General features: G+C 40.4%; 18 protein-coding genes and 4 tRNA genes. 5 read left to right on the top strand and 17 right to left on the bottom strand.

Annotated elements, in window-relative coordinates; translation table 11 throughout:
* Positions 1–15: 15 nt before the first annotated feature.
* The 17 genes from fusA to J4E76_RS16695 form a co-directional block, all read right to left on the bottom strand.
* Positions 16–2,115 carry an elongation factor G gene (gene fusA / locus J4E76_RS16615; protein ID WP_208505916.1) on the bottom strand — a complete coding sequence of 700 codons (2,100 nt, stop codon included), beginning with the start codon at positions 2,113–2,115 and terminating at the stop codon, positions 16–18.
* Between the two features lie 13 nt (positions 2,116–2,128).
* Complete coding sequence (rpsG, locus tag J4E76_RS16620; protein ID WP_208505917.1) at positions 2,129–2,596, bottom strand: 30S ribosomal protein S7; 468 nt, start codon at positions 2,594–2,596, stop codon at positions 2,129–2,131.
* Positions 2,597–2,610: 14 nt separating this feature from the next.
* Complete coding sequence (gene rpsL, locus J4E76_RS16625) at positions 2,611–2,991, bottom strand: 30S ribosomal protein S12 (RefSeq protein ID WP_069843994.1); 381 nt, start codon at positions 2,989–2,991, stop codon at positions 2,611–2,613.
* Positions 2,992–3,188: 197 nt separating this feature from the next.
* Entirely contained in the window at positions 3,189–3,512 is a 324-nt protein-coding gene (locus J4E76_RS16630; protein ID WP_208505918.1) for a DUF3467 domain-containing protein, read from the bottom strand.
* 4 nt (positions 3,513–3,516) lie between these two features.
* Entirely contained in the window at positions 3,517–7,827 is a 4,311-nt protein-coding gene (gene rpoC, locus J4E76_RS16635; RefSeq protein ID WP_208505919.1) for a DNA-directed RNA polymerase subunit beta', read from the bottom strand.
* A 50-nt stretch (positions 7,828–7,877) separates the two neighbouring features.
* Positions 7,878–11,753 (bottom strand): DNA-directed RNA polymerase subunit beta, encoded by a 3,876-nt coding sequence (gene rpoB / locus J4E76_RS16640; protein ID WP_236017523.1) that lies wholly within the window; start codon positions 11,751–11,753, stop codon positions 7,878–7,880.
* A 153-nt stretch (positions 11,754–11,906) separates the two neighbouring features.
* Entirely contained in the window at positions 11,907–12,287 is a 381-nt protein-coding gene (gene rplL, locus J4E76_RS16645) for a 50S ribosomal protein L7/L12 (protein ID WP_208505920.1), read from the bottom strand.
* A gap of 40 nt (positions 12,288–12,327) precedes the next feature.
* Positions 12,328–12,861 carry a 50S ribosomal protein L10 gene (rplJ, locus tag J4E76_RS16650; protein ID WP_208505921.1) on the bottom strand — a complete coding sequence of 178 codons (534 nt, stop codon included), beginning with the start codon at positions 12,859–12,861 and terminating at the stop codon, positions 12,328–12,330.
* 2 nt (positions 12,862–12,863) lie between these two features.
* Positions 12,864–13,562: a 50S ribosomal protein L1 gene (gene rplA, locus J4E76_RS16655; RefSeq protein WP_208505922.1), complete on the bottom strand. Its 699-nt coding sequence runs from the start codon at positions 13,560–13,562 to the stop codon at positions 12,864–12,866.
* Positions 13,563–13,574: 12 nt separating this feature from the next.
* Positions 13,575–14,018: a 50S ribosomal protein L11 gene (gene rplK / locus J4E76_RS16660; protein WP_208505923.1), complete on the bottom strand. Its 444-nt coding sequence runs from the start codon at positions 14,016–14,018 to the stop codon at positions 13,575–13,577.
* Position 14,019: 1 nt separating this feature from the next.
* Positions 14,020–14,577, bottom strand: coding sequence for a transcription termination/antitermination protein NusG (gene nusG / locus J4E76_RS16665; RefSeq protein WP_069843987.1), 558 nt, complete (start codon positions 14,575–14,577; stop codon positions 14,020–14,022).
* Between the two features lie 14 nt (positions 14,578–14,591).
* The gene (gene secE, locus J4E76_RS16670) at positions 14,592–14,780 is read right to left on the bottom strand and encodes a preprotein translocase subunit SecE (protein WP_069843986.1); all 189 of its coding nucleotides are present in this window, start codon (positions 14,778–14,780) and stop codon (positions 14,592–14,594) included.
* Between the two features lie 21 nt (positions 14,781–14,801).
* Positions 14,802–14,874: transfer RNA gene (locus J4E76_RS16675), tRNA-Trp, on the bottom strand.
* A gap of 213 nt (positions 14,875–15,087) precedes the next feature.
* Positions 15,088–16,275 (bottom strand): elongation factor Tu, encoded by a 1,188-nt coding sequence (gene tuf, locus J4E76_RS16680; RefSeq protein ID WP_208505924.1) that lies wholly within the window; start codon positions 16,273–16,275, stop codon positions 15,088–15,090.
* Between the two features lie 85 nt (positions 16,276–16,360).
* Positions 16,361–16,432: transfer RNA gene (locus tag J4E76_RS16685), tRNA-Thr, on the bottom strand.
* Positions 16,433–16,512: 80 nt separating this feature from the next.
* Positions 16,513–16,585, bottom strand: a tRNA-Gly gene (locus tag J4E76_RS16690).
* Between the two features lie 85 nt (positions 16,586–16,670).
* Positions 16,671–16,753: transfer RNA gene (locus tag J4E76_RS16695), tRNA-Tyr, on the bottom strand.
* A 307-nt stretch (positions 16,754–17,060) separates the two neighbouring features.
* Between J4E76_RS16695 and J4E76_RS16700 the strand changes: the two genes are divergently transcribed.
* The 5 genes from J4E76_RS16700 (at position 17,061) to J4E76_RS16720 (ending at position 22,026) form a co-directional block, all read left to right on the top strand.
* Positions 17,061–17,558, top strand: coding sequence for an acetyl-CoA carboxylase biotin carboxyl carrier protein subunit (locus J4E76_RS16700; RefSeq protein WP_208505925.1), 498 nt, complete (start codon positions 17,061–17,063; stop codon positions 17,556–17,558).
* Between the two features lie 9 nt (positions 17,559–17,567).
* Complete coding sequence (gene pyrH, locus J4E76_RS16705; RefSeq protein ID WP_208505926.1) at positions 17,568–18,275, top strand: UMP kinase; 708 nt, start codon at positions 17,568–17,570, stop codon at positions 18,273–18,275.
* Between the two features lie 5 nt (positions 18,276–18,280).
* Positions 18,281–18,841, top strand: coding sequence for a ribosome recycling factor (frr, locus tag J4E76_RS16710; RefSeq protein WP_208505927.1), 561 nt, complete (start codon positions 18,281–18,283; stop codon positions 18,839–18,841).
* 231 nt (positions 18,842–19,072) lie between these two features.
* Positions 19,073–19,405, top strand: a complete 333-nt coding sequence (locus J4E76_RS16715) for a PadR family transcriptional regulator (RefSeq protein ID WP_208505928.1) — start codon at positions 19,073–19,075, stop codon at positions 19,403–19,405.
* Positions 19,402–22,026, top strand: a complete 2,625-nt coding sequence (locus J4E76_RS16720) for an ABC transporter permease (protein ID WP_208505929.1) — start codon at positions 19,402–19,404, stop codon at positions 22,024–22,026. Before J4E76_RS16715 ends, J4E76_RS16720 begins: the two co-directional genes overlap by 4 nt.
* Positions 22,027–22,080: the final 54 nt, after the last annotated feature.

Below are 22,080 nucleotides of genomic sequence, written 5' to 3' on the forward strand. Positions count from 1 at the left end.
AGTAAAATTTACAGCTTATTCTCCTTTTGATTTTTTGATCACCTCTTCGGCAATGTTATTCGGTACGGCTTCATAGTGAGCAAATGTCAATGAAGCAGTAGCTCTACCTGAAGACATTGTTCTCAAGTCAGTTACATAACCGAAAAGTTCTGAAAGTGGCACATCTGCCTTAACTACAGTAGAAGTACCCTTAGTATCCATTCCTTTCATGATACCTCTTCTTCTGTTCAAGTCACCAGTAATACTACCAGTATACTCGTCAGGAGTTACCACATCAACAGCCATAATTGGCTCCATCAATTTAGGAGTAGCTTTTCTAGCAGCTTCTTTGAAACCAAGTCGAGCAGCCAATTCGAAAGAGAGAGAATCTGAATCCACATCATGGAAAGATCCGTGATATAATTTCACCTTCATTCTTTCTAGAGGATAGCCAGCTAAAGGACCATTGGCCATAGCCGATGCAAAACCTTTTTCAATTGCAGGAATGAATTCTCTTGGAATAACACCACCTGTAATTGCATTCACGAATTGAAGTCCTTCTTTTTCGTAATCCTCGTCTTGTGGACCAAGTTCGAATACGATATCAGCAAACTTACCTTTACCACCTGATTGCTTCTTATAAACCTCTTTGTGATCAACTAGTGAGTTGATAGATTCTTTGTAAGCTACCTGTGGTGCACCTTGGTTCACCTCAACCTTGAATTCTCTTCTCATACGATCCATGATAATGTCAAGGTGAAGCTCACCCATTCCTCTCAAGATCGTCTGACCAGTTTCTTCATCTGTATGTACTCTTAGCGTTGGATCTTCTTCCACTAGTTTGGCAATGGCCATACCTAGCTTATCAACATCCGCCTGAGTTTTAGGCTCAATAGCGTATCCAATTACTGGATCAGGGAAGTCCATTGATTCGAAAACAACTTTGTGTTTCTCATCACATAGAGTATCTCCCGTTTTGATATCCTTAAATCCAACAACCGCTGCAATATCTCCTGCATGAAGGCTATCAATAGCATTCTGCTTGTTAGCATGCATTTGGAAGATTCTAGAGATACGCTCTTTCTTGTTAGTCCTGGTATTATATACATAAGAACCAGAGTCTAACATTCCTGAGTAAGACCTTACGAAGCAAAGACGACCTACAAATGGGTCAGTAGCAATTTTAAATGCTAATGCAGCGAAAGGCTCATCTGGAGAAGGTTTTCTAGTAGTCTCTTCTTCAGTATCAGGATTTGTTCCAACAATATTATCTCTGTCCATAGGAGATGGAAGTAATTCCATCACATAGTCAAGAAGCGTTTGAACACCTTTATTTTTGAAAGCAGAACCACACATCATTGGAACAAAGTCCAAGTTGATAGTTGCTTGTCTTAAGGCCGCAAGAATCTCGTCCTTAGTAATTGAATCAGGATCTTCGAAGAATTTCTCCAACAAAGAATCGTCATACTCAGCAATTGCTTCCAGAAGACCTTCTCTGTACTCAGCAACCTCATCGACCATATCCGCAGGGATATCAATCTCTTCGAAAGTCATTCCTTGATCAGCCTCGTTCCAAACGATCGCTTTGTTTTCAACCAAGTCAACAACTCCTCTAAATCCTTCTTCTGCACCGATAGGTAATTGCAAAGGCACAGCTTTAGTACCTAGCATTTCCTTTACCTGACCACAAACCATTAAGAAGTCTGCACCTGCACGGTCCATTTTGTTAACGAATCCGATACGGGCAACTTTATAGTTGTCTGCAAGTCTCCAGTTAGTTTCAGACTGAGGCTCAACACCATCTACAGCTGAGAACAAGAAAACCAAACCATCAAGTACCCTTAAAGATCTGTTTACTTCAACTGTGAAGTCAACGTGACCAGGAGTATCGATAATATTGATATGATATTCGTTGTCTTTATAGGGCCAGAAAACAGTAGTAGCTGCAGAAGTAATTGTAATACCTCTTTCTTGCTCCTGCTCCATCCAGTCCATGGTAGCGGCACCATCATGTACTTCACCTATTTTGTGAGATACACCTGTATAATATAGAATACGCTCGGTGGTAGTTGTCTTACCCGCATCAATGTGGGCAGCAATACCAATGTTCCGAGTCAATTTTAAATCTCTTGCCATTTTAGTTTAGGAATTAAAATCTAAAGTGTGAAAATGCTTTGTTTGCGTCTGCCATTCTGTGAGTATCGTCTTTCTTCTTAACGGCAGCACCCTCACCCTTTGAACCGGCAATTATTTCTCCAGCTAGTTTTTCAGTCATGGTTTTCTCACCACGCTTACGCGCGAACATGATCATCCATTTGATGCCAAGTGATGTCTTACGACCTGGTCTTACCTCGATAGGCACTTGAAAAGTAGCACCACCTACTCTTCTACTCTTCACTTCGACTGACGGCATGATGTTACTCAATGCTTTCTTCCAAGTTTCAAGACCATTCTCACCAGTGCGCTCCTCTACCAAAGCAATTGCTTTGTAGAATGCATTGTAGGCAATACTCTTCTTTCCATCGACCATTAGGTAGTTCACAAACTTTGTCACCAAAGTATCATGGAACTTAGGATCGGGAAGAATATATCTCTTCTTTGGTTTAGCTTTTCTCATTACTTATTAATTGTCTATTTTTTGTCTTTTGGTCTCTTAGCACCATACTTTGATCTTCTCTGAAGACGACCACTTACTCCTGCAGTATCAAGTGCACCACGGATGATGTGATATCTCACACCTGGAAGGTCTTTTACTCTACCTCCTCTGATCAATACAATTGAGTGTTCTTGAAGGTTGTGACCTTCACCTGGGATATATGCGTTAACTTCTTTTCCATTAGTCAACCTTACCCTTGCTACTTTTCTCATAGCTGAGTTAGGTTTCTTTGGAGTAGTCGTATACACCCTTGTACAAACACCTCTTCTTTGTGGGCAGCTATCTAATGCTGGAGATTTTGACTTTGAAGTCAATTTCTTTCTGCCCTTACGTACTAGTTGGTTTATAGTAGGCATTTACAATTCTTTAGATTTATTAATTCCTAGTTAAAATTTCGGACTGCAAAGGTAGCAAAAGAAGTTTTCGAAACAAACACCACATCTCAAATAAAATGTCGCTCATTTCGAGGGCTTCTAAGGTATAGACCTTTGGGCCTTTACAATAAAAAAGGGCTGCCGAAGCAACCCTTCTAATTCATGATATTTATTCTTAGCTAAGCCTCGCCAACAGTACCTCCAAAATTCATTGGGAATTTCGGTGGCTCCTCGCTTTGCTTAATTGGTCCAAAGTTATTTTCGAACTTGTCGATATTATCCTTTAGTGCAAATAGCAAACGCTTGGCGTGCTCAGGCGTAATTACTATTCTCGACTTCACTTTTGCCTTAGGAACCCCAGGCATCATTTTAATAAAGTCGATCACAAATTCACTGTTCGAATGAGCGATCATTGCCAGGTTCACATATTGTCCTTCCGCAATTTCTTCCGAAAGTTCAATGTTCAGTTGGTTCTGATTTTCTTGCTCGTTCTGCTCAGCCATTTGCTTATAGTTCTACGCTTTCTTCTTCTGATTGTGTCTGATAAGCCTCTCTTGCGGCAACAAGCTTGTCATATTCCGCTTGGTTACCTACGATTAGATCATCATACTCTCTCATACCTGTACCTGCTGGAATCAAGTGACCTACGATCACATTTTCCTTCAAACCATTCAGTGTATCTGCTTTACCTCTGATAGAAGCTTCACTCAATACTTTAGTGGTCTCTTGGAAAGATGCAGCAGAAATAAAGCTTTCTGTACCCAATGATGCTTGAGTAATTCCTTGAAGTTTTGGTTTAGAAACTGCAGGTTGTGCATCTCTAACTTCCACTAACTTCATATCCTTTCTTCTCAAGCTTGAGTTTTCATCTCTAAGCTCTCTTGGAGATACAATTTGACCTGGCTTCAAGTTCTCAGACTCGCCTGCTTCAGTCACTACTTTCATATCAAGCATAGCATCATTCTCTTCTCTGAAGAAGAATTTGTCTACCACCTGACCTGGAAGGAATTGTGTATCACCAGCATCCATGATCTCAACTTTCTGCATCATCTGCTTCACAATCGCTTCAATGTGCTTATCGTTGATTTTCACACCCTGAAGTCGGTATACTTCCTGAATCTCGTTCACTAAGTATTCCTGAACTGCAGTTGGTCCTTGAATATTCAAGATGTCATTTGGAGTAGTCGCTCCATCAGACAACTGGTATCCAGCTCTTACAAAGTCATTGTCTTGTACCAAGATGTGCTTAGACAATGGCACCATGTATTTCTTCTTCACACCATCTTTAGATTCGATGAAGATTTCACGGTTACCTCTCTTGATACCTCCGTAAGTCACCACACCATCAATTTCTGACACTACTGCCGGATTCGATGGATTACGTGCTTCGAACAATTCAGTTACTCTTGGAAGACCACCTGTGATATCCCTTGATTTACCCATTGTTCTTGGAATCTTAGCCAATGGCTGTCCAATTTTCACTTTATCACCTGCATCTACGGCTAAGTGAGCTCCTACTGGAATGTTATAAGCTTTAGACTCAGACTTAGCGTTTACTACCACTGCTGGGTTCTTCGCCTTATCTTTTGTATCTGTGATTACTTTCTCTCTGTGACCAGTTTGCTCATCAAACTCTTCTTTGTAAGTCACACCTTCTTCGATAGCATCAAACTCGATAGTACCGTCAAATTCTGAAAGGATAACCGCGTTATACGGATCCCACTTACAAAGCTGATCGTCTTTCTCTACCTTTTGTCCTTCCTTCACTTCAAGGATGGCACCGTAAGGTACGTGGTTAGAGATAAGTACTTTTTTCGTTTTCGGATCAATAATCTGGATTTCACCAGTTCTACCCATCACGATATTTATCTTATTGCCATCATTGTCTGTAGTAGGCAATGATCTCAATTCTTCAAAGGCAATTACACCTGCAAACTTAGCTTTCACTGTGGCGTCTACTGCAATGTTTGAAGCAGTACCCCCAACGTGGAAGGTTCTTAATGTAAGTTGTGTACCTGGTTCACCAATTGACTGTGCTGCAATTACACCAACTGCCTCACCTTTTTGTACCATCTTATTGGTAGATAAGTTTCTACCATAACACTTAGCACAAACACCTCTCTTAGTTTCGCAAGTCAATACAGATCTGATTTCAACATCATCAATTGCTGTTTCATCAATTTGCTCAGCAATCTTCTCAGTGATCTCTTCTCCAGAAGCAACAATTAGTTCTTCAGAGATTGGATCGTAGATATCATGTACAGATACTCTACCCAAAATTCTCTCAGATAATGGCTCAACTACTTCTTCATTGTCTTTCAACGCTGAAACTGTAAGCCCTCTTAGTGTACCACAATCTTCTTCGTTGATCACACAATCCTGTGCAACATCAACAAGACGTCTTGTTAGGTAACCTGCATCCGCAGTTTTCAATGCTGTATCAGCAAGACCCTTACGTGCACCGTGAGTAGAGATAAAGTACTCCAATACATCCAAACCTTCTTTAAAGTTTGAAAGAATTGGGTTCTCAATAATAGCTCCCACAGAACCTGCAAGGTTCTTTTGTGGCTTAGCCATCAAACCTCTCATACCACCTAACTGACGGATCTGCTCTCTAGAACCACGAGCTCCTGAGTGCATCATCATAAAGATAGAGTTGAAGCCTTGATTGTCTTCTTCCATCTCTTGCATCAATCCGTTGGTCAAACGTGTATTTACACGTGTCCAAATATCAATTACCTGATTGTATCTTTCATTATCAGTGATAAGTCCCATCAAGTAGTTTTGCCATACAGCATCAACTTCCTCTTTAGCACTCTGCACTAATTCATCTTTTACATCTGGAATGTGAATATCATTCAATCCCATTGACAGACCACCTTTATAAGCCATCTGGAAACCAAGCTCCTTAATATCATCCAAGAACTGAGCAGTCTTTGCGATACCGCAAATAGTCACTACACTCTGAATAATCTTTTGAAGTTTCTTCTTAGTAAGTAGTTCATTTACATAACCTACTTCTTCAGGAACACTTTCGTTGAATAATACTCTACCCGCTACTGTCTCAATTACTTTTTCAACTAATTCTTCGTTTTCACGAACCATAGTCTTCACATGAATGTAAGCGTGCTTAGAAAGTACACCTTCATTCATTGCAATCAATACTTCTTCAGAAGAGTAGAAACGCATTCCTTCTCCAGCTACTTTATGATCGTCAGTAGATCTTCTACCCTTGGTCACATAGTAAAGTCCCAATACCATGTCTTGAGATGGTACTGTTACCGGTGCACCATTGGCAGGGTTCAAAATGTTGTGCGAAGAAAGCATAAGCATACTTGCTTCCATTACTGCATCTTGCCCTAGTGGTACGTGAACAGCCATTTGGTCACCATCAAAGTCAGCATTAAATGCTGTACATACTAATGGGTGCAATTGGATTGCCTTACCTTCAATTAGTTTCGGCTGGAAGGCCTGGATACCTAATCTGTGAAGTGTAGGAGCTCTGTTCAATAGTACTGGATGTCCTTTCAATACATTTTCAAGGATATCCCAAACTACTGGATCTTTTCTGTCAACAATTTTCTTTGCAGACTTCACTGTCTTTACAATACCTCTTTCAATCAGTTTTCTGATAATGAAAGGTTTGAAAAGCTCAGCAGCCATATTCTTAGGCAAACCACACTCGTGCAGTTTCAATTCAGGACCTACTACGATCACTGAACGACCAGAGTAATCAACCCTCTTACCTAATAGGTTCTGACGGAATCTACCTTGCTTACCTTTAAGCATATCACTCAAAGACTTCAATGCACGGTTTCCATCCGAACGTACTGCGTTAACTTTTCTTGAGTTATCAAATAGTGAGTCAACAGCTTCTTGAAGCATACGTTTCTCATTTCTAAGAATCACTTCAGGAGCTTTAATATCGATCAATCTCTTCAAACGGTTATTTCTGATGATCACACGTCTGTAAAGATCATTTAAATCTGATGTTGCGAATCTACCACCATCAAGAGGAACCAATGGTCTCAATTCTGGTGGAATAACTGGCACCATCTTGATAACCATCCACTCAGGACGATTTTCGATTCTAGTTTTTGCATCACGGAATGCTTCAACAACTCTCAAACGTTTCAAAGCTTCTGCTTTTCTTTGCTGAGAAGTATCAGTAGCTGCTTGGTGACGCAAAGCGTATGACATCTCATCCAAATTAAGTCTCGCTAATAACATTTCGAGTGCTTCAGCACCCATTTTAGCGATGAACTTTTCCGGATCATCATCATCAAGCATTTGATTCTCGCGAGGAAGTTTGTCAAGAATGTCTAGGTACTCGTCTTCTGTTAAGAAGTCCATGTAGCTAATACCTTCTTCTTCCTTGATACCTGGTTGGATTACAGCATATCTCTCATAGTAGATAATCTGATCCAATTTCTTAGTCGGTAAACCAAGAAGGTATCCTATTTTATTGGGAAGTGACTTAAAGTACCAAATGTGTGCAACAGGAACCACCAATTCGATGTGTCCCATTCTCTCTCTTCTAACCTTCTTCTCGGTTACTTCAACACCACATCTGTCACAGATGATACCTTTATATCTAATTCTTTTATACTTCCCACAATGACATTCCCAGTCCTTTACAGGTCCGAATATTCTTTCACAGAATAAACCACCCATTTCAGGCTTGTAGGTTCTATAGTTAATGGTTTCCGGTTGTGTAACCTCTCCATGAGAAGACTCAAGGATAGATTCCGGAGAAGCCAAGCTAATAGTGACTTTGTTAAAGTCGTTGTTAAGTTTTCTATTCTTTTTAAATGCCATAGCTTTTTTTGATTCTTAATTGTGGCCTAAACCAAACTCAAATTTTGTAATTAGTCTAAAGTGATTTCTAATGCGAGACCTCTAAGCTCGTGAACCAATACATTGAATGATTCAGGAATATTTGGCTTAGGAATAGAATCTCCCTTAACAATCGCTTCGTAAGCTTTCGCTCTACCGATTACGTCATCTGATTTTACTGTCAGAATTTCTTGAAGAACGTGTGATGCACCGAATGCCTCGAGTGCCCATACTTCCATCTCTCCAAAACGCTGACCACCGAATTGTGCTTTACCACCAAGTGGTTGTTGAGTAATCAATGAGTAAGGTCCAATAGACCTTGCGTGCATCTTATCATCAACCAAGTGGCCTAGTTTCAGCATGTATGCGATACCTACAGTTACAGGTTGGTCGAAACGCTGTCCGCTCAATCCGTCATTTAGGTATTCACGTCCTGCACTTGGTAAGCCTGCTTCAGCCAATTCAGCTTCCACTTCTTCCATGCTTGCCCCATCAAAAATCGGAGTAGCATATTTTCTACCAAGTTTCAAACCAGCCCATGCCAATACGGTCTCATAAATCTGACCGATATTCATCCTAGAAGGTACACCTAGTGGATTCAATACGATATCCATTGGAGTTCCATCTTCTAAGAATGGCATATCCTCTTCTCTTACAATTCTTGCAACAACACCTTTGTTACCGTGACGACCCGCCATCTTATCACCAACTTTCAGCTTACGCTTCTTAGCAACATAGACTTTAGCCAACTGCACGATACCTGTTGGCAACTCATCACCTACTTCGATTGTGAAACGCTGACGCTTAAACTCACCAGTGATTTCATTACGTTTCAGGTTATAGTTTTTAACCATCTTCACGATCAGGTCGTTCGTCTTCTTGTCTTCTGTCCAACCATCAAGGTTAAGGTCAGAGATCAAGTTTACTTCTTCCTGAACGCTATAGTTACTCTCATCTCTGTAGATATTCTTTTCAGGGAAAAGGTTCTGAGAGATGTTATTCTTATTGAACTTCACTCCTTTAGAGATAATCTCATCTCCAAATTTGTGCGTTACGCCACTACATCCTTTACCGTCAAGTAACTGAGACATTTTTTCAATGATCTGAGTCCTAACAGCTAGTAAGTCTTTACTGTATTGTGCTTTTAGTACTTCTACTTCTTTCTTAGACTTAGCACGTAGATCTTTATCTTTCTTAGGACGAGAGAACAATTTCGTATCGATCACCACTCCTCTTAACGAAGGAGAAGCTTTCAATGAAGCATCTTTAACATCACCTGCTTTATCACCGAAGATTGCTCTTAAAAGCTTCTCTTCTGGTGTTGGATCAGTTTCTCCCTTTGGTGTGATCTTACCAATCAGGATATCTCCTTCTTTGATTTCAGCACCAATTCGGATAATACCATTCTCATCAAGGTTTTTGACAGCTTCCTCACTTACGTTAGGAATCTCAGAAGTCAATTCTTCTTGACCACGTTTTGTATCTCTTACTTCCAACTCATACTCATCGATGTGAATCGAAGTATAGATATCGTCTCTTACTACTCTTTCAGAAATTACGATCGCATCCTCAAAGTTGTAACCTTGCCATGGCATGTAAGCCACTCTCAAGTTCTTACCTAGTGCCAACTCACCTTTTTCAGTAGAGTAACCTTCACAAAGGACCTGGCCTTTCACAACCTTCTCACCCTTTAGCACAATTGGCTTCAGGTTAACAGTTGTGTCTTGGTTAGTTCTTTGGAACTTAATTAGATCGTAAGTTTTGTATTCAGTATCGAAATTGACCAATTGATCGTCTTTCGACTGATCGTATTTGATCACAATTTTCGTAGCATCAACAAAGTCAACTACTCCAGTTTCTTCTGCAATAATCAAAGTTCTAGAGTCACGAGCTGCTCTTGCCTCTAAACCTGTACCCACAATTGGAGCCTCAGGCTTCAATAGCGGCACAGCTTGACGTTGCATGTTCGATCCCATCAAAGCACGGTTCGCATCATCATGCTCCAAGAATGGAATCAATGAAGCAGCAACCGAAACAATCTGGTTAGGTGCAACATCCATATAACTAAGCTCTTTTGGCTCTACTACAGGGAAGTCACCTTCGTATCTCGCTTTTACTTTATCGTTTAAGAAGTTACCCGCATCCTTAATAGGAGCATTTGCCTGAGCAATATTGTGAGTATCTTCCTCTTCAGCCGTTAGGTAAATCACATCGTCAGACATGTTAACCTTACCGCTTTCTACTTTTCTATATGGCGTCTCAATGAATCCCATGCTATTTACTTTAGCATGTACACAAAGAGATGAAATCAAACCAATGTTTGGACCTTCTGGTGTCTCAATAGTACAAAGACGACCGTAGTGAGTATAGTGAACGTCACGTACCTCAAAACCAGCTCTTTCTCTTGAAAGTCCACCGGGACCCAAAGCTGACATTCTTCTTTTGTGAGTAATCTCGGCTAGTGGATTTGTTTGATCCATGAACTGAGATAACTGGTTGGTTCCAAAGAAAGAGTTAATTACAGAAGACAAGGTTCTCGCGTTGATCAGATCAACAGGTTTGAAATCCTCATTATCACGAACGTTCATTCTTTCTTTGATTGTTCTAGCCATACGAGCCAGACCAACACCGAACTGAGCATAAAGCTGCTCACCTACAGTTCTTACCCTTCTGTTAGAAAGGTGATCAATATCATCCACAATTGCTTTTGAGTTGATCAAACCGATCAAATACTTCACAATAGAAATGATGTCTTGAGTAGTAAGAACAAGCTTCTCAGAATCAATATCAAGATCTAGTTTCTTGTTGATTCTGTATCGTCCTACTTCACCAAGGTTATATCTCTTATCAGAGAAGAAGAGTGACTGAATAATGTCACGCGCAGTTTGCTCATCTGGCGCATCAGTATTTCTCAACTGACGATAGATTTGCTCTACAGCTTCTTTTTCTGAGTTAGAATTATCTTTTGAAAGCGTATTGTAGATAATCGTGTAATCAGCAATATTGATATCTTCTCTGTGAAGAATCACAGAATCAACATCTGCTTCGATAATCATATCCACATGCTCTTCAGCAAGTACTGAATCTCTTTCCAGCAACACTTCATTTCTATGGATAGACACTACTTCTCCAGTATCCTCATCCACGAAATCTTCTACCCATGTTCTCAGCACTCTTGCCGCCAGTTTACGACCAATTGCTTTTTTCAAAGTGGCCTTCTTTGGCGAGATCTCTTCAGATAAACCGAATAGATCTAAAATGTCTTTATCAGTTCCGTAACCGATCGCTCTTAAAAGAGTGGTTACTGGGAACTTCTTCTTTCTATCGATGTAAGCATACATTACGCTGTTTACATCAGTAGCAAATTCAATCCACGATCCCTTGAAAGGAATAATTCTCGCTGAATACAATGGAGTTCCGTTGGTGTGCTTGCTCTGCGCAAAGAATACACCTGGAGATCTGTGTAATTGAGATACAATAACTCTTTCGGCACCATTGACAACGAAAGAACCTTTCTCAGTCATGTAAGGGATATTCCCTAAGAATACCTCTTGCTCAATAGTTTCGAAATCTTCGTTATCCTCATCATTACAAGTCAAGCGAAGTTTAGCCTTCAAAGGCACAGAATAGGTTAGTCCTCGATCGATGCATTCTGCAACGTCATATTTTGGAGGATCAACCAAATAATCTACGAATTCAAGAACGAAATTCTCTCTTGAATCGGAAATAGGAAAGTTCTCAGAGAAAACCTTGAACAAACCATCCTGTGTTCTTTTATCTGCGGGTGTTTCCAATTGGAAAAAGTCTTCAAAAGACTTTACCTGCACATCAAGGAAATCAGGATAATCTAAGATTGATTTAATCGAAGAGAAGTTTATTCTTTCTGATTGATTTGCTAGAATAGCCAAGGCCTTATATTTTTTGTTATTGAATAATTCTTGATTGCATCCTAAGGATGCAGAAAAAGGGATTGCTCCCTAAATTGATACAAACAGGAAAAGACCCGTGATCTCGAGAGACCAGGGCCTATTCCAAAGCCATTTTAAAAATGGCTAATCAAATTACTTAAGCTCTACTTCAGCGCCAGCTTCTTCAAGCTGCTTTTTAAGTGCTTCAGCTTCATCTTTAGCTACACCTTCTTTGATTGCTTTAGGAGCGCTATCTACGATTTCCTTAGCGTCTTTCAGTCCAAGACCAGTTAATTCTTTAACTAGTTTCACAACTGCTAGTTTAGAACCACCAGCTGCAGTAAGAACTACATCAAACTCAGATTTCTCTTCAGCACCACCTTCGTCTCCGCCACCAGCAGCAGGGCCAGCAACAGCAACAGCTGCAGCTGCAGGTTCGATACCGTACTCATCCTTAAGGATGTCAGCAAGTTCGTTAACTTCTTTTACAGTTAAGTTCACTAACTGTTCTGCAAATTCTTTCAAGTCTGCCATTGTATTATTTGTTATAAAGTGTTTTAAATCTTGTTAATTATTAGTTTTCACGCTCAGACAAAGTCTTGAGAATACCAGCCAATTTGCCACCAGAACCTTTAAGTCCTGAAATAACATTCTTAGCAGGTGATTGAAGTATTGTTATTACTTCGCCAATTAGCTCAGCCTTAGACTTAAGCTTACTTAGCATATCGAGATTCTCGTTTCCAATAAAAAGATCTGTATCGATGGAAGCGCCTTTTAATATTGGAGATTCTCCGCCTGATTTTTTTCTGAATTCCTTGATCAATTTTGCAGGAGCATTAGAATCCTCACCTGAGAACATAACGCCTGTAAAACCTCTCAATACACTGTCGTCAAAAGGCACGTAGTCAGTATCTAACTGAGCCAATGCTTTTTGTACCATAGTGTTCTTAACTACTCTGTACTCGATTCCTCGCTCGAAGCACAATCTTCTCAAATCGTTGGTCTGAGCAACCGACATTCCGGATGCGTCAGTGATATAAAAGTTGTCGTTAGCCGAAAACTTCTGTACCAACTCTTCAATTAAAGCTGCTTTTTCTACTCTATTCATGATTATAGTCCGGAAATTGAGTTCTTATCTATTTTCACTCCAGGGCTCTGCGTAGTAGAGATGTTGATACTCTTGAAATAAGTACCTTTTGCAGAAGCTGGCTTTAACTTAGATATAATCTGAAGTACCTCATTAGCATTCTCAGCGATCTTCTCCGGAGAGAAAGATGACTTACCAATGCTTGTATGAATAATACCAGCTTTATCTACTTTAAAGTCGATCTTACCGCCTTTAACATCTTTTACTGCCTTTGCCACATCAAGTGTAACAGTTCCTGCTTTCGGGTTTGGCATAAGGCTTCTAGGCCCTAAAACTCTACCCAAACGACCAACTTTGGCCATTACAGTAGGCATAGTGATGATTACATCAACATCAGTCCAACCACCTTCTATTTTAGAAATGTAATCGTCTAACCCAACGTAATCTGCACCTGCGTCTTTTGCTTCTTGCTCCTTATCAGGAGTACAAAGCACAAGCACCGTTACCTCTTTACCTGTACCATGGGGAAGTGCAACTACACCTCTTACCATTTGGTCAGCTTTTCGAGGATCCACACCTAAACGCACATCGATATCGACTGAAGCATCATAAGAAGCACCGTTAATTTCCTTAACAATGCCTGCTGCCTCGTCCAATCCATATTGTTTGGCTGGATCATATTTACTAAAAGCTAATTTTTGCTTTTTTGTCAACTTTGCCATTTGTACAAATCTTTAGTTATTCCAAGGTGCTTTACCACTCACCCTTAACCCCATACTTCTAGCTGTACCAGCCACCATTTTCATAGCAGACTCGATAGTAAAAGCATTCAAATCCGGCATTTTAACCTCTGCGATCTCTTTTACCTGATCCCAGGTTACGCTACCCACTTTAACTCGGTTAGATTCAGCTGAACCTTTCTTTTGTTTAGAAGCTTCTAGTAGCATTACTGGTGCCGGAGGTGTTTTGATAACAAATTCAAAAGACTTATCACTGAAGATTGTAACAAGTACAGGTAATACCTGACCCATCTTATCTTGAGTACGTCCGTTGAATTGCTTACAAAACTCCATGATATTAAGTCCTTTCGAACCTAATGCCGGACCTACCGGTGGAGAAGGGTTGGCTTGGCCACCCCTGACTTGCAACTTCAGATAACCAGCTATTTCTTTAGCCATATTAATCTTGTTTTTCTACTTGCATGTAACTTAATTCAACAGGTGTATTTCGGCCAAAGATCTTAACCATAACATTAAGTTTTCTTCGTTCCTCAAATACCTCCTCTATAGTTCCTGTAAACCCACTGAAAGGACCATCCATTACTTTTACGGTCTCTCCCACTATGTATGGAGAATCTAGTTGTTCGTCAAAATCATCAATCTCTTCAACCTTACCTAAGATACGGTCTACTTCGCCTTGACGTAATGGGACTGGCGGTGTGGAAGCTTGGCCAGCCTTTTGACCTAAGAACCCTATGATTCCAGGAATATTTTTGATCATGTGAACGACTTCACCATTGGCAAGATTAGCTTGTACCATGATGTACCCAGGAAACATGTTACGGTCACGAGATTTCTTTTTTCCATTACGGATCTCGTACACTTTCTCCGAAGGAATCATTACTTGAGGAATCTCTTCCGTGAATTGCTCACGGTCAATCTCGTTTTCAAGATATTCTTTCGCTTTTCTTTCCTGGCCTGATACGGCCCTAACCATATACCACTTTAGTTCTGACATCGTTCGATCGTTTCTTATAGCTTGTAAAACCAGTCCATTATTTCATCGAACCCTAAATCAATCACACCAATAAAGAGTGCGAAGATTAAAGAGGCTACTAATACTAACACAGAACTACTCTGAAGATCAGAATATTTTGGCCAGCTTACTTTATGCCTCATCTCGTCATAAGAAGCGGTAATAAAGGACTTTAATTTACTCATCGGTTTTACTTCTTTTTTTTGCACGGGTGGTAAGATTCGAACTCACGACCTTTGGTTTTGGAGACCACTGCTCTACCAACTGAGCTACACCCGTATTCAACTCCATCCAGACTCCTACTGAAACCCCTTGACTGTCAAAGAGTTAAAACACTATTTCGAAGGATGAAAAAATCTTCTAAAAAGCGCTTCAAATGCAACAGAAGCCCGAAACGGGCTGCAAATGTAGAAAATTATTTATAACGAAACAAACGCGCTTCCGAAAAATCGAAAACGCGTTTGTAATAAAAATCTATAAAGACTTTAAGTATTAGTCTAGGATTTCAGTTACCTGACCAGCACCTACTGTTCTACCACCTTCTCTGATCGCGAAACGCAGTCCAGGCTCAAGTGCTACTTTGTTAATCAAATTAACATCGATAGTCACGTTATCACCAGGCATAACCATTTCGATATCTGCAGGAAGCATGATCTCACCAGTTACGTCAGTTGTTCTTAAGTAGAACTGAGGACGGTACTTGTTAAAGAATGGAGTGTGACGTCCACCTTCTTCTTTTGAAAGCACATACACTTCAGCTTTGAAGTGAGCATGTGGATTCACAGAGCCAGGCTTACAAATGATCATTCCTCTTTTGATATCAGCTTTCTCGATACCTCTAAGCAATAGACCTACATTGTCACCAGCTTCACCTCTATCCAAAATCTTACGGAACATCTCAACACCAGTGATTGTAGACTTCATGTCTTCAGCACCCATACCGATAATGTCAACAGGATCTCCAGAGTTAATTACACCTCTTTCGATTCTACCAGTAGCAACAGTACCACGACCTGTGATCGAGAATACGTCCTCTACAGGCATCAAGAAATCTTTGTCAGTCAAACGCTCAGGAAGTGGAATGTAATCATCCACAGCTGCCATCAACTCTTTGATTTTATCTACCCACTTACCTTCGTTGTTCAATCCACCTAAAGCAGACCCTTGAACAACAGGAATGTCATCACCAGGGAATTCGTAGAAAGAAAGCAATTCTCTTACTTCCATTTCAACTAGCTCAAGAAGTTCTTCATCATCAACAAGGTCAACCTTGTTCATGAAAACAACCAAAGCAGGAACACCTACCTGACGTGCCAAAAGGATATGCTCTCTAGTTTGAGGCATTGGACCATCTGTAGCCGCAACTACAAGGATAGCGCCATCCATTTGTGCAGCACCCGTAACCATGTTTTTCACATAATCCGCGTGACCTGGACAGTCAACGTGTGCATAGTGTCTGTTTTCTGTTTGATACTCAACGTGAGAAGTGTTAATAGTAATACCTCTCTCTTTTTCCTCAGGAGCGTTGTCGATCGCAGAGAAATCTTTTACTTCAGCAAGCCCATCATTTGCCAGTACTGTAGTAATTGCAGCAGTTAATGTGGTCTTACCGTGGTCAACGTGACCGATAGTACCAATATTAACGTGCGGCTTGGAACGGTCAAAGGTTTCTTTAGCCATGATTAATTTTAGTTAATATTAATGTTATAATCTATTCTTAAGCCATGAACCGTACTTCGGTTCAACGTATTAATTCTTTTATTAGAGCCAATGACGAGATTTGAACTCGTGACCTCTTCCTTACCAAGGAAGCACTCTACCCCTGAGCTACATCGGCTTTTAAGTTAACATTCCAAAAGCCCTTAATTCAAGTGACTACTTGTAGTGCTGAACTTTTAACTTGTAACTCAAATTCAGAGCGGGTGACCAGGTTCGAACCGGCGACCTACAGCTTGGAAGGCTGTCGCTCTACCAACTGAGCTACACCCGCTTGTGCACCTTAACTTCAACATCAGTGCAAGCACCTGTATTCGCTAAGTTGCGACTTCCTCTGCTAAAAGCTTCGGAAGCCATTGTGGGGGGAGCAGGATTCGAACCTGCGAAGTCATAAGACAACGGATTTACAGTCCGTCCCAGTTGGCCGCTTTGGTATCCCCCCTTGATTGTCAGAACGTTAAAGAGCGCACAAAAAACCCTCTCTGCGAAAGGGACTGCAAAATTAGACCCTTTTTTATTTTATTCAAATAATTGCAATAAAAAGATGAACCTTTTTCTCTGTGGCCGAAAATAGCCCTCACAAGGGTGCTATTGCCCTTTTAATACATTCATCTTCTTTTTTAGACTCTAGTAAAAGTAGGCTCTCTTTGACACCAAACGATTCAAAATAGTTCTATATATTTGCGTGATTTCGAGCGAGGTGTTTATCATTAATTCCTCTAAACAATCAAAGCAATAAAATCTACTGAATGTATCAGACCACATCCTCTTCTGGAGACACTGTTTCAATAGCATTTGAAGGCGATCAATTGATTTATAATAACCAACCCTTCAACTGGTCTCTCAATCAAAAAAGCAACAGCACTTTCTTAATATTAAAAGATCATAAGAGCTTCCGTGCCGAAATCTTAAATATCAATGCTTCAACCAAGACGGCTACTATTAAAATTGAGAAATCAATTTTTGAAATCGAGTTGAAAGACAAGATGGATATGCTATTAGAGAAAATGGGGATCTCTAACCTCGATACTGCTCAAGTAAATGAAATGAAGGCCCCAATGCCTGGTTTGATTTTAGATATCCTAGTCACGACCGGTCAGGAAGTAAAGAAAGGCGATCAACTCTTGATCTTAGAAGCAATGAAAATGGAAAACGTACTTAAGGCACCAGGGGACGGTACTGTGAGTTCAATAGAAATTGAAAAAGGAAATAGTGTAGAAAAGGGTCAAATCCTGATAAAATTTTAGAAAGTGGAAATGGGTTATAAAAGAGTATTGTTAAAGCTGAGCGGTGAAGCCCTAATGGGTGAACAAAATTATGGTATTGACTCGGCTAGACTAGAGCAGTATGCTTTGGACATTAAAAGAATCCATGATACTGGAGTGGAAATTGCCATAGTCATTGGCGGTGGCAATATCTACAGAGGTGTTCAGGCAGAAGCCTCTGGAATAGATCGAGTACAAGGCGACTATATGGGCATGCTTGCAACAGTGATCAATGCCATGGCCATTCAAAGTACGCTCGAAAAACATGGGATGTACACCCGCTTAATGTCTGGCATTAAGATGGAAGCCGTTTGCGAACCCTTCATTAGAAGGCGTGCCGTCCGTCACCTAGAGAAAGGACGAATAGTCATCTTTGGAGCCGGCATAGGTAATCCCTATTTCACCACTGATTCAACCGCAAGCTTAAGGGCTATTGAAATCGAAGCAGATGTAGTGCTTAAAGGAACTCGTGTAGATGGTGTTTACTCAGCAGATCCTGAAAAAGATCCTAATGCCAAAAGATTCGAGAAGCTCAGCTTCGAAGAAGTTATCCGCAATGGATATAACATAATGGATATGACGGCATTTACTTTATGCCAGGAAAATAATGTGCCAATCATTGTCTTCGACATGAATAAAATTGGCAACTTAGAAAAGCTAGTTAATGGAAACGAGCAAGTTGGTACACTTATAAGCTAACCCCAATGGAAGAGATTGAGATTTACTTAGAGACAGCTAAAGAAATGATGGACAAGGCCATTGTCCGTAGCAAAACAGAATTAGCCAAGATTCGTGCAGGCAAAGCCATGCCTAGTATGCTTGACGGCTTAATGGTTGAATACTATGGCACCCCAACTCCTATTAATCAAGTGGCTGCTTTGACTACGCCTGATGCACGAACCATCTTTATCAAGCCTTGGGAAAAATCCACAATTCAAGAAATAGAGAAGTCTATTATTAATAGCGGATTAGGCTTCAACCCCCAAAGTGATGGTGAAAACATCATTATAAATGTTCCTCAACTAACAGAAGAGCGTAGGATTCAATTGGTAAAGCAGTCAAAAGCTGTAACCGAGGATGCTAAGGTCAGTGTCAGAAATGCTCGAAAAGAGGCCAATGATGAGCTCAAGAAACTTTTGAAAGAAGGAGTTTCTGAAGATGCTGTCAAAGGAGCCGAAAGTGACGTCCAAACTTTAACTGATCAATACGTAAAACAGCTGGACGATCTGCTTGAGCTTAAAGAGAAAGACATTATGACGGTTTAAAGACTTGTCAACTCTAAAAGAGCATTCAAAAACTGAATGCTCTTTTTTTATACCCAAAATCGAACGGTTGACTACAACATAATCCCGATTCAAGTCCAAACACTTTCGCAAGGAAAATTCTGGTTGTAACCTTATCCTACGAAATGTACTCTAAGTATATATTCATGTTTTGTATAATAAATGAGTCCTTCTGTATCTATTTCTTATACATTTAGAGAATAAATCAATTTTATGAAAGGAACTAACCTAGGAGAATTCGAAGAAGTGGTACTGCTAACCATTGCCGCTTTAATGGAAGATGCCTATAGCGTATCCATTTGTGACGAGATAGAAAGGGTCACAGAAAGGAAGGTAAAACTTAGCGTAGTGCATGCTGTGCTCAATCGATTGGACAAAAAAGGATTTGTTAAGTCGCATCTGGGAGACCCGACTAGCACAAGAGGCGGTCGAAGAAAACGATTCTTCACCGTTACTCATGCAGGCAAGGTGGCTCTTACCAAAGTAAAACAGCAAAGAGACCAGTTCTGGAGCGTCATACCAGAATTCAATCTGAAGTTTATATGAAAAACAAAAGTGTTCATCCACCCAAGTGGGCCAATAGGCTATTGGAATGGTACTGCAAGCCAGAACTATTCGAAGACCTTCAGGGTGACTTATATGAATACTTCGAAAGAAATCTCGAAGCGAAAGGTAGCCGTAGGGCTCGCTTCAATTATGTAATGGATGTCTTAAAATTCTTTAAGCCCTACACAGTCAGAAAACTAGAAATATTAGGTCAACTAACTCAATTCATCATGTTTAAAAACTATTTCAAAACATCAATTAGAAGTATCGGTCGAAACAAACTCTTCTCCGCAATCAATGTCTTCGGACTTGCTATTAGCATGTCGGTATGCCTCTTAATGATCACCATGTTTTCCGAGGTCAAAAACTATGATCGCTTTCATGCCGATCATGACAGGATTCATAGAGTGACTAACGCACAAAAGTATTTGAACAACGAACCTAACCTATTCGCTTCTACCTCCATTCTCGCAGGTCGCAGGCTGAAGGAAGAAGTCCCAGGTTTAGAAGCTGCTACCATCATCACAAGAAGCTTTAGCGCAGATGCAAAAATTGGCGACAACACTTTCCCATTTAATGCCCCATGGGCAGACAACGATTTCTTTAAGGTCTTTTCCTTCAACCTTTTAAGAGGTGACGCGACAGCAGCACTTTCAGAACCTTATTCGGTCATTTTAACGGATGAAACTGCTGAGAAATTCTTCCCTGGTCAGGACCCGATGGATCAGACCATACTAATGAATGAACAAAGCTATCGTGTAACAGGTGTAGTAGAAAAGCCTCCATTTAATTCTCACTTTAAGTTTTCAGCACTTATTTCATTCAGCACCTATGAGCAACAGCAGAAACAGACGGAAGAAGACTGGTGGTTAAATTGGCATAACATGTGGTCCAATTATGCTTATTTCAAACTAGATAAAAACACAACCATAGATCAGGTACAAGCCCGCCTTACGTCAATAGCAGATGATGAGAATTCAAGACAGGGTCAAACAAAAATATTTTTGAGCACTCAGGCTTTAACCAATATCATGTCGGGTCCAGATTTGAGTAATCAACTTGGAGAAAGCATTGGAAACGAAGCCCTTTGGATTCTAGGCGTCTTAGCATTTATTGTTATTCTGTCAGCAGGCTTTAATTACACCAATCTATCAATAGCCAGATCACTAAGAAGAGCCAAAGAAGTTGGAGTGAGGAAAGTAGTAGGTGCTAGTAAGAAACAAGTCTTTACACAGTTCACTATCGAGGCCTGCATCATCTCTGTTTGTTCCTTAATACTCGCCTACCTGCTCTTCTTCTTGTTGAAGCCATTATTCCTCAATCTGAGCCCTGAAATGCAACGCAGTTTAAAGCTTGAACATGAGCCTATCATGCTGCTGTACTTCTTGTTGTTTGCGATTGTGGTGGGTATTTCCGCTGGGTTTATTCCTTCTTTATTTCTCTCACGACTCAGAGCCATCCAAGTATTAAAAGATGCTTCAACTACTAGGTTATTCTCGAAAATCAATCTGCGAAAAGTCTTGATTGTGGTGCAGTTTACCTTGTCTTTGGCCTTTATCATTTCAGCAAGCATAGCCAATAGACAATTCAAGTATGCATTAAATTTTGATCTAGGCTTCGATACAGAAAACGTACTCAACATAAGTCTTGCAGGTAACGACCCTTATTTAACAAAGGCGGTTTTCGAACAGATTCCAGAAATCACCGACATATCAATGTCGTCACACGTACTAAGTACAGGAAACAGATATGCCAACCAAGCTAAGAGTGAAGACGGTCTTGACTCAGCAACCGTGTATCTATCTCAAATAGATCACAAATACATACCCTTAATGGGTCATGAATTACTGGCGGGAACCAATTTCGTGGCTAAAGACAGAGTTGAAAAGGAAGAAACAGTAATTGTCAATGAAACAATCCTGAATAAATTCAAACTAGGAACTCCAGAAGAAGCTATAGGTAAAGTGTTGAAATTTGGACCTACCAATTCCCTTATTGTACAGGGTGTTGTCAAGAACTTCCATTACGCTACGCTTGATTCAGAAATTGAGAGCTTTGCTTTTAGACATCAACCTCAAAACGCGCAGATGCTCAACCTGAAGATCATGAGTGAGAACATCATAGATACAAGACGCAAAATTGAGGAAGCCTGGTTAGAATTTGACGAAGTGCACGAATTTAGAGGTAGTTTTTATGATGATCGCATTGAAGCTGCCTATTCAGAATTTGAAGTAATGTTCACAGTAGTTGGCTTCTTAGCGTTCATAACCATCACCATCTCTGCACTTGGCTTATTGGGAATGGGTGTATATACCGCTGAGACAAGGCTCAAAGAGATAAGCATTCGCAAAGTGCTAGGTGCGAGTGAAGGTAGTCTGATAAGACTCTTATCAAGAGGTTTTATGTGGCTATTGCTAATTGCGTCCCTAATAGCCATACCGAGTACTTACTATTTATTCGATAGTGTATTGCTGTCAGATCAAGCCCATAGGGCAGACATTGGAGTGATGGAACTCATACTAGGAGTAATGGTCATCTTCGTTATTGGCTTTACCACCATAGGCAGTCAAACCTGGAAGGCGGCTAAATCCAACCCAGCCCAGACACTGCGTTCAGAATAATCTTTATGAAAAGCCTGTCCTTAACTGACAGGCTTTTTCTTTTCTATATCAGGT

This window comes from Roseivirga sp. E12 (assembly GCF_017592825.1).
Taxonomy (GTDB): domain Bacteria; phylum Bacteroidota; class Bacteroidia; order Cytophagales; family Cyclobacteriaceae; genus Roseivirga.